This is a genomic window from Massilibacteroides sp., assembly GCF_028705895.1.
GTDB lineage: Bacteria > Bacteroidota > Bacteroidia > Bacteroidales > Tannerellaceae > Massilibacteroides.
Genome location: NZ_JAQWCQ010000032.1, coordinates 28,847 through 42,888 on the forward strand (window position 1 = coordinate 28,847; position 14,042 = coordinate 42,888).

11 protein-coding genes are annotated in these 14,042 nt (G+C 39.0%); 2 read left to right on the forward strand and 9 right to left on the reverse strand.

The window, feature by feature from the left end:
• Positions 1-17: 17 nt before the first annotated feature.
• On the forward strand, positions 18-1,175 hold the full coding sequence (gene lysA, locus PHT93_RS09465; protein ID WP_300242156.1) for a diaminopimelate decarboxylase: 1,158 nt from the start codon (positions 18-20) through the stop codon (positions 1,173-1,175).
• 39 nt (positions 1,176-1,214) lie between these two features.
• Entirely contained in the window at positions 1,215-2,390 is a 1,176-nt protein-coding gene (locus PHT93_RS09470) for a glycosyltransferase (RefSeq protein ID WP_300242158.1), read from the forward strand.
• A 15-nt stretch (positions 2,391-2,405) separates the two neighbouring features.
• Here PHT93_RS09470 and PHT93_RS09475 read toward each other — a convergent pair whose 3' ends face one another.
• The 9 genes from PHT93_RS09475 to PHT93_RS09515 all read right to left on the reverse strand — a co-directional run.
• A complete protein-coding gene (locus tag PHT93_RS09475; protein WP_300242160.1) occupies positions 2,406-3,650 on the reverse strand; it encodes an ABC transporter permease in 1,245 nt (414 codons plus the stop codon).
• Positions 3,651-3,661: 11 nt separating this feature from the next.
• A complete protein-coding gene (locus PHT93_RS09480; RefSeq protein ID WP_300242163.1) occupies positions 3,662-4,861 on the reverse strand; it encodes a pyridoxal phosphate-dependent aminotransferase in 1,200 nt (399 codons plus the stop codon).
• 92 nt (positions 4,862-4,953) lie between these two features.
• A complete protein-coding gene (locus tag PHT93_RS09485) occupies positions 4,954-5,835 on the reverse strand; it encodes a YitT family protein (protein ID WP_300242165.1) in 882 nt (293 codons plus the stop codon).
• Positions 5,836-5,954: 119 nt separating this feature from the next.
• Positions 5,955-6,347, reverse strand: coding sequence for a hypothetical protein (locus tag PHT93_RS09490; RefSeq protein WP_300242168.1), 393 nt, complete (start codon positions 6,345-6,347; stop codon positions 5,955-5,957).
• A 244-nt stretch (positions 6,348-6,591) separates the two neighbouring features.
• On the reverse strand, positions 6,592-7,770 hold the full coding sequence (locus PHT93_RS09495) for an MFS transporter (protein WP_300242170.1): 1,179 nt from the start codon (positions 7,768-7,770) through the stop codon (positions 6,592-6,594).
• Between the two features lie 22 nt (positions 7,771-7,792).
• Positions 7,793-9,673: an ABC-F family ATP-binding cassette domain-containing protein gene (locus tag PHT93_RS09500; RefSeq protein WP_300242172.1), complete on the reverse strand. Its 1,881-nt coding sequence runs from the start codon at positions 9,671-9,673 to the stop codon at positions 7,793-7,795.
• Between the two features lie 581 nt (positions 9,674-10,254).
• Positions 10,255-11,259: a Gfo/Idh/MocA family oxidoreductase gene (locus PHT93_RS09505; RefSeq protein ID WP_300242174.1), complete on the reverse strand. Its 1,005-nt coding sequence runs from the start codon at positions 11,257-11,259 to the stop codon at positions 10,255-10,257.
• Positions 11,260-11,310: 51 nt separating this feature from the next.
• Positions 11,311-12,387 (reverse strand): prolyl oligopeptidase family serine peptidase, encoded by a 1,077-nt coding sequence (locus tag PHT93_RS09510; protein ID WP_300242180.1) that lies wholly within the window; start codon positions 12,385-12,387, stop codon positions 11,311-11,313.
• Between the two features lie 145 nt (positions 12,388-12,532).
• The coding region (locus PHT93_RS09515; protein ID WP_300242176.1) for a RagB/SusD family nutrient uptake outer membrane protein at positions 12,533-14,042 on the reverse strand (1,510 nt) is incomplete at its 5' end.

Sequence of the window (14,042 nt, forward strand, 5' to 3'; positions counted from 1 at the left end):
TAATAAAAATATTCACAATGATTAAAGGTATATTCCCGGTTGAGAAGTTTAAAGGTATTCAAACTCCCTTTTATTATTACGATATAGAATTATTGAAGAAAACATTGGATATCGTTCAGGCAGAATCCGGTAAATATGGATATCACGTTCACTATGCGGTTAAGGCAAATGCAAATCCGCGTTTACTCTCTATAATTGCTTCGTACGGCTTTGGTGCAGATTGTGTTAGTGGTGGAGAAGTTCAAGCATCATTAGACGCTGGTTTCCCTGCAGATCGAGTCGTTTTTGCAGGGGTGGGGAAGGCCGACTGGGAAATCAATCTGGGGCTTGACAATGATATTTTCTGCTTTAATGTGGAATCTGCCGTTGAGTTGGATGTTATAAACGAGTTGGCTGCAGCAAAAGGGAAAGTTGCCTCAGTTGCTTTGCGCATAAATCCGGAAGTAGATGCACATACGCATGCCAAGATCACTACCGGCATGAAAGAAAACAAATTTGGTATAAATCTAAGTTTGCTTAACGGGGTGCTGGATAAGTTTTCTGCTCTGAAAAACGTTAAATTGATCGGTGTGCATTTCCATATTGGTTCGCAGATAACGGATATGACATCGTTTCAGGATCTGGCAATTCGTCTGAATGACATACAAGACAAATTAGAAGTACGCGGACTAACTGTGAAAAATCTCAACTTCGGTGGTGGTTTGGGAATTGACTACTATCATCCGAATCATTTAGCTATCCCTGCTTTTGAAAATTACTTTGCCGTATTCCACAGACTTCTCAAACTTCGTCCGGGTCAGCAGGTTCATTTTGAACCGGGGCGTTCTATTGTAGGTCAGTGTGGTTCGCTGATTTCTAAAGTATTATATGTAAAGGAAGGTGAAACGAAGAAGTTTGCCGTAATGGATGCCGGTTTTACAGAACTGATTCGCCCGGCTATGTATGACGCTTATCATCGGATGGAAAATATAACAAGTGATGAAGAGCCCGAACTTTATGATGTGGTAGGTCCTATCTGCGAATCATCAGACGTCTTTGGCAAGGAGGTCGAGCTGAATAAAGCACATAGAGGAGACTTAGTTGCGTTTCGTTCTGCCGGAGCGTACGGCGAAGTTATGGCATCGCAATACAATTGTCGTCAGTTGCCTAAGGCATATTTCTCTGATTCTCTGTAATAGTTTTTGTACATTTGCAGATTAATGTCTGTGTGAGAAATGGAAAATCTATTCACTTTTTCAGAAATTGAGCTTTATATAGCCGGAATATTAGCCGGATTGTTCCTGATTCAACTACTATTTTTGTTGATAGTTTATTTACGCCCTTACAGGATGTCCCGAAAGGAAGCAGTAAAAGGACAACAGGAGAATCTGTCTCAGCCTCCTGTTACAGTTATTGTTTATGCTAAAAATGAATCAGAAAACCTGAGAGCTAACCTGCCTTCTCTACTTACTCAGGATTATCCCGAATATCAGGTTGTGGTGATAAATGATAGTTCTACTGATGAGAGTGAAGAAGTGCTTAAACGATTGGAAGCAGAATATAATCATCTGTATCATTCGTATATCCCTGAGGAAGCCAAATATCTTAGCCGAAGGAAATTGGCGTTGACTGTCGGTATAAAGGCTGCTAAGTACGATGTACTGTTGTTTACCGAAGCAAACTGTCATCCGCTATCGACTGACTGGATAAAAAAGATGGCTTCCCGATTTACGGAAACAAAGAGTATTGTATTAGGATATTGTTCTTATGGTTCCCATAAAGGGTTTCTTCATAAACTAATTGCGTACGACAATTTGATAACCGGCCTTCAATATCTTTCTTCCGCTTTGGCAGGAGCTCCTTATACAGGTAACGGTCGTAATCTGGCTTACCGGAAAGAAGAATTTTTTAAGCATAAAGGATATTATCAATCATTAAGCCTTCATGCGGGAGACGATGATTTATTTGTCAATGAAGTAGCCACTAAGAAGAATACGGGAGTGGAATATACGCCGGAAAGTATAACACAAATGGCTAAAGTCGAGCGGTTTTCCGTTTGGAAAGAAATGAAAGTTTCGCGTGCTGCTACCCGCCGTTATTATCGCGGATGGGCTTTGCGCAGATATAGATTTGATGCAATTATGTTTTTCTTGTTTTTTATTGTCTTTGGTTTGTCTGTGTTTTTCGGAGTAATTGGTAATCCTTTATTGGCTGCGTTTGGCGGATTACTTTATATACTCTTGCTCCTTGCAAAAGAAATCGTATTTTTTAAATCAGCGAAGATGCTACAACAGAAACCCATCCTCTTTTTGCTACCTCTATTAGAAATAGTCTCCCCTCTTTTCAACCTGTATGTACGTATCTTCCGTTTCTTTCGAGGGAAAAAAGACTATACGTTTAATCTCCAATAAAATTACTTGAAGGGATCATTCAAACCGTATGCTTCGGGCAGGTTCTATTTTGGTTATTACATATGATGGAGCCAACATCATGAGCATGGCGGCCGTTAATGTACCTATATTAAGAAGGATAAAAGAAACAAGACTCAGATGGATGGGTACTGCATCCATATAATAAACCGTCGGATCCAGTTTTATCAGTTTGAATTGATATTGAATAAAACAAATCGCTAATCCGATTGCATTCCCCCAAAGCATTCCTTTGCCAATCAGGAAGAAAGAAATGTAAAGAAATATCTTTCGTATGCTGGTGTCGTTCTGTCCCAAAGCCTTGAGAATACCGATCATGTTTGTACGCTCCAATATAAGAATGATCAATCCCGAGATCATTGCAAATCCGGCTACAGCCATCATAAGAATCAGGATAACGACCACATTGGTGTCTAACACACTCAGCCAACTAAATATCATCGGGTTTAATTCCTTAATGGTACGTGTGTAAAATGTATTTCCTTTTCGGTCATGTAGTTCCGCAACGGTGAAATAGAGATTTTCTGCAACGACATCAAGCTTTTCATAATCATCTACTAAAATCTCTAAACCACTAACCTCATCTTTATCCCAACCATTCAATCTGCGTATTTGTCGGATATCAGCAATAACAAATAATTTATCGTATTCCTGAAATCCTGTTTCGTAAATACCTGTGATTGTGAAGCGTCGGGCGCGAACATCCTCTTGCATAAAATAGGTTAGAAACGTGTCGCCGAGTTTAAGATTCAGCAGATTACAAAGATAACGGGAGATGATAACATCGGTTCCTGTTTTTGCGGAATCAAGATTGAATGTTGTTCCTTCTTTTAGATTTTTATTAAAAAAAGACCAGTCAAAGTCAGAGTCAATTCCTTTTAGAATAATTCCCTGAAAATCCGTGTCCGTTTTTAATATTCCCCATTTAGTGGCAAAAGGTTCTACATGCTTAACTCCCGGGTAATTACGTAATCCGGTAAGCAAAGAATCACTTACAACTATCGGTTGCATCTCATACGAGTTATTTGAATCAAAATTCGTAATCTGTATATGGGAACCAAAACCAATAACCTTATTACGCACTTCTTGTTTGAACCCGACTATGATGGCGATAGATAACATCATAACGGCCAGACCAAGAGCTATACCTATCATAGCGATCCGGACAGCAGGAGGTGTGGATTGTTTGCCGTTCTCCTTGTTGAAATGTATCTTTCTCGCTATGAATAGTTCCAGATTCATCTACTGTACTTTCAAATTACACGTCCGGGATAGACTTCCAAGGCCTTTGCTAATACCTCAAGAGCTTTCCCTAATTCTTCTTTCTGAAGCACATAGGCAATTCGTACCTCATTCTTGCCTAATCCGGGAGTAGTATAAAATCCCGAAGCAGGAGCCATCATCAATGTTTGTCCGTTGTATTCAAACTCACTTAAACACCAGGCACAAAATTTGTCTGCATCGTCCACCGGTAGTTTGGCAACAGTATAGAATGCCCCCATAGGAATAGGAGAATAACAACCCGGAATGCGATTAATCCCGTCTATCAAGAATTTACGACGTTCTACATATTCGTTGTAAACATCCAACATATACTCTTCCGGGGTGTCTAATGACGCCTCTGCCATAATCTGTCCGATCAAAGGAGGACTTAGTCGTGCCTGACACCACTTCATGACGTTTTCTTTCACCTGTTGGTTTTTCGTTATCAAAGCCCCGATACGAATACCACATTCGCTGTATCTTTTAGATACCGAGTCAACTAATACGACGTTATTCTCAATACCTTCTAAATGGAAGGCGGAAATATAAGGAGCACCTGTATAGCAAAATTCACGATAAACCTCATCGGAAAATAAGAAAAGGTCGTATTTCTTGACAATATCCCGAATCTGATTCATTTCTTTTTGCGTATAAAGATAACCTGTAGGATTATTCGGATTACAGATCAATATCGCTTTTGTTTTAGGAGTGATCAGCTCCTCGAATCGTTCAAGTGAAGGCAATGCAAAGCCTTCTTCGATTGTTGAGGGAACTGTTTTGATAACAGCACCGGCAGAAATAGCAAAAGCCATGTAATTGGCATAGGCTGGTTCTGGAACGATGATTTCATCTCCCGGATCGAGGCACGCCATGAAAGAAAAGAATACAGCCTCAGAACCACCGGTGGTTATGATTATATCCTCAACTGTTACATTGATATTGAATTTTGCGTAATACTTTACTAATTTCTCACGGAAACTGAGATTTCCTTCACTCGGGGAGTATTCCAATATCTTGCGGTCCACCGCTCGCATCGCCTCCAACGCTACTGCCGGAGTTGGAAGATCCGGCTGACCGATATTGAGGTGATACACTTTAAGGCCTTTAGCCTTAGCTCTATTAGCCAATGGAACAAGTTTTCGGATTGGGGATGCAGGCATATCCAATCCCCGTTGTGAAATGTTAGGCATTCTCTATTATTTAGTAAATATAAATATCTGTTCTGTTTAAAAATGATGTAAAAGTAGCGTAAGAAACGAAAAGTTGCAAATATAACCTGTTTTTATATTCCTGTAGTCGGAGAATCTTTGCTGGCGTGCATTGTCGATAGAAAAGCATTTGAGTCAATAGCCTTTACTTCGTCTTTCAGTTTAGGAATGTCTTTTCGTTCGGCAATCATGAAGATGATGTCTTTTTCTTTTCCCTCATACATTCCTCTTCCGTGTAGGAAGGTACCTCTCATGTTCATTTTATCAACGATCAACTCTTTTATCTCCTGAGTTTTCTTGGATACGATAAAAACGGCACGACTGGGATTTTCAACTTGAAACATTTCCACAATCTTACCAAAAACGAAGATAGTGAACCAGGAATATAGAGGAACCGCCCAATCCTGAAATACAATGAGTCCAAGTACCACAATACAGGAGTCCACAATGATGATCATATTACTAACCTTCATATTTGTATTGTTCGCTATCACGCGCGCCAAAACATCAGAACCTGCACTGGTGCTTTCAGCCCGGAATACACATGTCACGCCTAATCCTAAAATCGCTCCGCCATAAAAACAAGCGATAAAACGATCATTCTCTACCAAGGGCTCACTTCCCACAAGATATGAAAGCGTATCCGTAAAAACAGAAATAAGAAGAAACGTAACGATTGTTTTCGGGCCGGAGGATAGCCCTAACTTCTTCATGGCTAAGATTAATAACGGTATATTAAAACAAAGCGCCGTTGCTCCCATTGGTAAACCATCCGGAAAAAGCGGAAATACCCCTTCTGTTACATGGTGAATAACAATGGAAATACCATATACTCCACCGGGTACAATCTTGTAAGGTGATAAAAAAATTACATAGCTTAATGCTTGTAAAAAAGCGCCGATAACAATAAGAGTATAGGCGCCCGTGTTCTTTTTTAGAGTAGCGTTGAGTGTCATGTGTTGTTTTGCGTATATAGCTGAATAATGGCGCAAATATAGACAAAAAAAAAGGAGACTACACAGGCATTTGCCCTGTAATCTCTTCTTGCTATGTTACTTTCTAAAAAGTAGTTGTCTTACTTATTGTCAGCCAGATATACGTCCGGAATTGCATTAATACCCATCAGACGGTTGTTGTTGTTGGTTATGTTCAGCAAAACAACATATTTGCGGTATTGTTCCGGTGTAAGAGCTTTTTTCATCAGTTTCAGGTTTCCGTAAACTGCTTGATGCATTTTCTTTCCCTGAAGTTTACTACTTGCTCTAAGACTTTCACTTTGTTTCTCAATGAAATATGCATTTATTTCTGCCACTTCATTGGCTTGTCCCGGCGTTAATTGAAGATAAGAACTCAATTTTTCTGCGTTCACAGCAAAAGGTTCTTTACTCAATCTAACTTCACTACTCTGTGCAAACCCTACGGATGCACTCATTAATACGGCAGCAACTGCCAAACCTAAACGTTTCATAATACCTAATTTTTAAATAAACCTAAACTAAAAACCTAAATAATCGGGGAGATAACCTGTTCCCCATCTGTAAATCTTTTCTACTACAAATATAACAACATGTTTTATAACATTGTTCTTTGGCAAGTATAAAAAATGCTAACAAATGTGATATTGGTCGAATTTTAGCTTATTTGAAATCTTTTTGTAGCGCTTTTGTAATATTTAAAGTCTAAATAATAGTTAGTTTGTTCAGTTTCTGATGTTAGTTTGCGTCAATTTTATCTCTGTCGTAAGCGGGTTTAGCGAAAAATATGTAAACAAATAGGGAAAGGAAACAAGAAAACGCTCCAAAGAGATAGGCCATACCCAGATTATAATGAGAAGAAATGAATCCGGCGCTCAACATACCTATACCAACGCCTAAATCGAATGATGTAAGATAGGTGGATGTTGCCGTGCCCCGCCTGTTATGTGAGGCAACATTTACAAATAGCATCTGAAAGGCAGGTACACTGACTCCGAAACTTATGCCGATAGCTAAGGCACAAGCGAAAAAAGCCGTTTCGGTATGTAATAGTCCGAATACCGTGAATGAAAGGATAAGTGATAAAATAGCTGTGACAGACACGATATGTATTTTGCCACGATCAACTAATTTCCCCGAAATTAAGCGTGCCGCGCCAACTCCAATTGCCATAAAAATAAAGAAATATCCCGGATTTTCAATGTCAATCTCTTTTCCGTAAAGAACAACAAAAGAGATAATCATACCATAGGGTATGGCGCTGAGCATATAGGCTAATCCTGCCCATAATGCTTTTACGAGAATAAAGCGGTCTAACGAAAACGGAGGACGACTGATTGTCTGGCATTTCGGATAGCGTATCATGGCTACTGACCCTACTCCGATAAAGGCAATGCATAATCCGGTTACGACAACCGGGTGAAATCCGGAACTATTATATATGGCAACGGCAACCAAAGGTGATAACGACATCGCCATATTGATTGTCAATCCATAAAAACCCATTCCTTCACCTCGTCGTTGCGAAGGGATAACATCAACGGCAATTGTATTTCCTGATACGGAGGTAAGCCCCATAAAACCACCCTGGATGAAACGAACAAGCATAATAGCCAAAACGGATGTCACAAACAGATAGCCTCCGAACATCGTTGCAAAAGATAGGAAAGCGAAAAAGTATAATGGCTTACGGGAAAGACAATCAACCAAATAGCCGGAAAAAGGTCTCACAAGCATAAGGCCTAACGTATAACTGGATAAAACCATTCCTACTTGAGCCGGTTCAATACCCAATTCTTCTACCAAATAAACAGGTATGGTAGGCATCAGCATATAGAATGCAAAGTTCATCAGGAAGTAAGATGTACAACACTGAATGAAATTCCGATTCCACAATATCGGTTTAGCAGTACTCATATATATTAATAATGTGCGCGCGTTAGGCCAGTTCGCTAAGTTCTAACCAACGCATTGTCTTTTCGTCTAATTCATCAATAACCGTTGTTATCCGTTCGGATTTTGTCAGAAGTTCTTCATTGCTTAACTGTCCGCTGCTCATTTCTGTTTCGAGCGTTGATTTTTCCTCTTCTAATTGAGCTATTTCTGTTTCTAAACGTTCAAATTCACGTCGTTCATTGAACGTCAGTTTTTTCTTTTTGTCATTATTTTCACGTCTTGGCTTTTCTGCCTGAGGTTCCACTTTTACCTGACGAGCTTCTTCCTCCTTCTTCTGTTGCTCTTCCACTTCTGCCCATGCGCGGTACTGTGTATAATTACCCGGAAAGTCTTTGATGTCGGCATTGCCACGGAATACCAACAGATGGTCAACCACTTTATCCATAAAGTAGCGGTCGTGCGAAATGATAATTGCACATCCGTTAAAATTCTTGAGATATTCTTCCAAGACGTTCAGGGTTACTATGTCCAGATCGTTTGTCGGTTCATCTAATACAAGAAAATTCGGGTTTCGCATCAAAACCGTACATAAGTACAACCTGCGTTTTTCACCACCACTTAATTTATATACATAACTATGCTGCTTCTCCGGTTCAAACATGAAATGGTTAAGAAACTGACTGACTCCCAGCTTTGTCCCATCGCCCAAATCTACAAATTCGGCAATGTCTTGTACTATATCAATGACTTTCATTTGTTCATCAAACTGCAATCCATCCTGACTATAATAGCCAAAACGAACCGTTTCGCCGATATCGAAACTTCCGCTGTCCGGAGCTACCTCGCCCAGTAACATCTTAATGAAAGTTGATTTCCCCGTACCGTTATTCCCTACAATCCCCATTTTCTCATAACGGGCAAAAGTGTAATTGAAATCTTCAACGATTTTCAGATCGCCGAATCGTTTGTATACATGAGACGCCTCAAATATTTTGGAACCAATATAAGCCGCTTTGACTTTAAGATTTACATTACCCTCTTCACGCTGCTGTTTGGCTTTTTTCTCTAATTCATAAAAAGCATCAATCCGATATTTCGCTTTAGTCCCTCGCGCCTGAGGCTGACGGCGCATCCAGTCCAATTCTTTCCTTAATAAATTTGCTGCACGGTCTGTTTCTGTTGCCAGTGTAGCCATTCGTTCTTCCCTTTTCTCTAAATAGTAATTGTAATTTCCTTTATATTGATAAATTTGTTTTCTGTCTATTTCAATAATATCATTGCAAACGCGATCCAGAAAATAACGATCGTGAGTAACCATCAGTAAACTAATCGACTGTCTGCTAAGATAATCCTCCAACCATTCCGTCATATCCAAATCAAGATGGTTGGTCGGTTCATCTAAAATAATAAGTTCCGGTTCAGTAATCAGTACATTAGCCAATGCGACACGTTTGAGTTGCCCTCCTGAGAGCTGGCTTACCGGTTGGTTGAAATCAGTTATCTTTAATTGAGAAAGAATCTGTTTAGCCTTCCTCTCATAATCCCAAGCTTTTTCATTCTCCATTCGCTGAAGTATATCCTCTAAGTTCGAATGATCCCCACTGCTCATTGCTTCCTCATATTCCGCAATCAAGCGAACCGTTTCATTTCCGGAATGAAAACAAGCTTGCAACACGTTGATATTGTCCGGAAACACAGGTGTCTGCTCAAGATAACCTACGCGCAGATCATTACGAAAAACCACATTTCCCCCATCATACCCTTCCTTACCCGCGATGATATTCAGTAAAGTAGTTTTTCCGGCACCATTTTTGGCAATTAACCCCGTTTTTTGTCCTTGAACAATTCCAAAAGAGATATTCTCAAAAAGAACAAGATCACCAAAACTCTTCGTAAGACCTTCAATTTGCAAATAACTTACCATGTCGCTTTCCTTTTTCCGGCAAAGGTACGCATTAAAAATAGTATAGGCGTTCCGGAAAACTCAGATTGATAAATCATTTCAACTCTTAGAGCCTGTTTTAATTTTTATAGGATATTTCTTGAGGGCTTGTTTCGGTCTTCTTTCGTCTTCTTTTTTGCTTATCTGCATCTCCGCATTCAATCACATAGCCCGCTATGCTCATTCATGCGGATATACAACTAAACAAAAAATAAATCGAAATAAGCCACGAATAAAAATTAAAACAGGCTCTAAATAGACTAAAAAATGGACGAATGAAGAAGCGTTTTGTTTTATCCTAATTGTGTCTTATTGTTTTGGGTTGATAAAGCTAAAATTTTATCAATAGTATGAATAAAAAAATATAAAGGATATTTTTGCAAAAATATCCTTTATATTTGGAAAAATAACCTTTATATTTTTACGCTCATTTTTCGATTGATTTTCAACAAGTGTAAAACGGGCTATTTTTTAGACATTCAAACACTGTTTTTATTCACTTCTAACCTCTTTTTCTCGCCCTGATAGTACCTCAAGGACTTTCCACGAGATTCGGTTTTCTGTTACTTTCCGCTGATTAAAACTTTCGCTTGTTTTAACGAAGTCTCATAAACCGACTCCATTGAAATTGCTTTGCCTCCCTGTTGTTTACTCACATTAGATGCTTCCATAAATGTAAATATTTCCAACGTCTCTTTTTCACTTACAGGAGGATTTTTCGTTTTAAAGAACGTCACAATTTCCTTTAACAGGTGCCCATACCCATCATAACCACCAATCTCGACATTCTCCTTTTCGCAGAAAGCCGTACCCCCATAACCTTGTTTGCCGGCACGAATACCGCGAAAAGAACCGATCCTTCCATCTTCCCATAAGCCAACAACTACGTCAGTCCCTTCTGAAGAAACCCGGCTAACCCCCTTACAACCTGTCCCCATTACCGTAAATAACGTTTCAACCCCATGTATTCCATACCAGGAAAAGTCGGGGTGCGAAGGCTCTCCCGGAGCAGGAGAGTAAGCATCAGCACCCAATACCTTACCCAAAGCACCATTCCTTAACTCTTGATTCTTTGGAACGTAACGAAGAGCGGACGAAGAAAAGATAGGAGTTTTATATTTCTTAGCCAATTCAAAAATAGCAATAGCATCAGTTAACGTCGCAGCAATCGGTTTATCAATAAACATCGGTTTGCCGGTTTTCAACACTTCAATCGCCTGTTCAAGATGCAGATTACCATCATTCGTTTCCAGCATTACACAATCGACCTGTTTTAACAATTCAGCAATCGATTCAACAATCTTAACATCATACTTTTTTACCTCCTCAATATAGCCCGGAATCCTCTTAGCACTACTCTCAATGCGCGTAGAACCATACGGATAAGCAGCAACAATCTTGAATCCGGCATAAACCGGATCATCGCTCTCACCATTTAATATTTTCACAAAAGCCGGAGAATGCGACGTGTCTAAGCCAATAATCCCAACTCGGACAACATTTTGCGCAAACATTGGAACAACGATTGCACAAACAAATAATACACAAAATAATTTCCTTAGATTCATAATATTTCTTTTTTCAATTCAACGATACTGATGCTTTGGAAAGGTAATAATTTAAAACTTTAAAAAATACTCAAAAAATAAATACATCTGCTCATTTGACTCAACCGTACCTCCGTGAGTTTCTCTGTTCGTCATGGCAACACGATTTTTATAACCTAAAAGCTCATTTACGGCAATGCTGTGATTGAGTGGAATCCATCGCTCAGGTGGATCAGAAGAACCCCCTGATACAAGAAACGGTCTGGGTGCCATCAGCGCATGTAGCTCATGCAAATCAAGACTGTCTTTTCTTAATTGAGAATATATACCCTGAGAACCATCACTTGTTTTATTCCATGTATTTTCCCATGGAGGCGGATAATAACCAAGATACCAAGGTTCCCAGTAGTTGACACCAGAACCTTTTGTTTCATCAAACACAATACCTGGATCAGACCAGGCAGCACATGCAAATTTGTCATATAAACAAGAAGCAAACATAGCCCATTTACCTCCATAAGAATGTCCTACGATTCCAATACGAGTAGAGTCCACATCATCTGCTTTTGCTAAAACTTCCCATGCGTTTGCTGCTGCGTAAGCTAACGTGGATAACGGTTGCATAGTCGCATTATCAATTGAAGGATAGTAAATAGAATATGTTTTGTTTTTTGAAGTTTCGCTTGTTCCTAAAGACAGCGTTACAAAGCCTCTCTTTGCTAATTGAAAGGCAAAATCCCGTAAAGGCTTTCCTTGTCCGATGGCTGTTTCCGGTTCGTAAAAAACCGATATTACTGCTGGTTTTTTCCCCTTTTTATGTGGAACCAATAAGTAACCTTCTGTCTTCTCAGTAGGTGTCCAGTTAAAACTAACCTTATATTGATCATAAAGTTCGTTCGTACTATCTTTCACAATCTTCATAACTTGATCTGTCATGATAGGTGGCCATTTACCCATCCGAGACATCCAATCTACGCGGATTTCTTGTCTTCGCTTAAACCACTCTTCTTTGGTTTTTACCTTTTGCCCGTTCTTAAAAAGCAGGGGTGATCTGTAGTCACCGTAGATATTAGCAAATTGAGCTTCCGGAGAAAAGAAAGGAACGATCTTATTCCAGATTTCCGTTTTTTCTTCACTTTCTTTTGTCATACAAGAGACACAAAAGAAAAAAGACAATAACAAATAAACAAACCCCGTTTTATATTTCATTCTTTTTTGTAATAATAGACTATTTAATAATAGAGATTAATAAGAGATTGTCAAAGAAATTTCTTGACAATCTCTTACTTGTATTTTAAAAACTATAATGTGGGTTTTGTTCTAAGGCTTTATTCTTAGCCCATGCATCTGTTGGTATCGGGAATAAAATAGGTTTTGTGTGTAACCAAGGTTTTTTATCGACTTCCAATTCATCATAATCCGGTCGATTCTTTTTTATAAAGTCAAGGAATCTACCTCTACGGTTTAGATCACTAAATGCTCCCGGATTCTCCCAAATAAACTCGAACCTCCTTTCATAGAAGACAGCATCTAAAACTTCTTCTTTAGATAAAGTAAGTGGTTTAGGATCTAATTTTGCCCTTATTCTGACTTGATTGACAAATTCCATCGCTTTTGAGGACTCTCCTTTTTCATTTAATGCTTCCGCATAGTTTAGAAGAACTTCAGAATAACGTAACATTGGATAGTTTATGCCACTGTTTTGAACTGGAGGCATATACCAATATTTAGATACAATATATCCGGTCTTAGTCATTGTTACAGGTGCTTCAACCGGTAATTGATATCCATTTTCAGGATGTGTTTCGCCTGGCCCTAAAATTACACTATATCTATCATCTTTAATTGTTTTGTCAGCATTAATCTCAAAGTCGGCTACCCAATGCTCATAAGGTACGTAATTACTCCAGGCAGATGGACCGGTATATTTTGAAGGAGCCCCACGGGGAGCCGTGCGTGCAACCAGATTATTTTGTTCTCCTGTCAAGGTGCTGAACTGGATAGAGAATATCATCTCTACATTATTCTCATTTTCTTCTCTGAAAACGTCTCTGAATCCGGTCTGTATCAGAGCATGTTTCCCCGAATTGATGACTTTTTCACTACTGCTTATTGCTTCATCCCATTTTTCTTGCCACATATAGGTCTTAGCTAAAAATCCCCAAGCAGCGGTTTTTGTAGCTCTGCCTTTATCTGCATCTATCGACCATGATTCAGGGAGATTTGATGCTGCATCTGAAAAATCCTTTTCAACCTGAGCCCAGACTTCGTCTTTAGAACTTCTTGGTATTTGTAAATTATCAGAAGCCGATAGTGCTTTTACTACTAAAGGAACACCTCCAAAATATTGTACGAGGTTATAGTAATATAAACCTCTGATAAATTGAGCTTGACCTAATATTTCTTTTTTTATAGTTTTGTCAATTGTCATATCTGTAACTTTGTCTATGACTACGTTTGCTCTGCTTATCCCTTGATAACACATATTATAAACGTCTAATAAATTAGTGTTATTGGCCGGAAATTGCAAGGTATGCAATTCGATTCTCTTTGTGCTTCTATCCATCTCATACATATCTCCTGTTATAGCCCATTCAATATCTGCCGCATTACGCATAAATGCAGCTTCATTTTGTAGAGAAGCATATACTCCTATTAACGCCGATTGAGCATCATTCTCGGTTGCAAAAAAACCGGATTCTGTCACTGTGTCTTTTGATGTCAACGATAGAAAATCGTCTCCGCATGCATTCAGAATAAAAAGTGCTGAAAAGCAAATAAAAACTTTAAATATTGTTTTCATA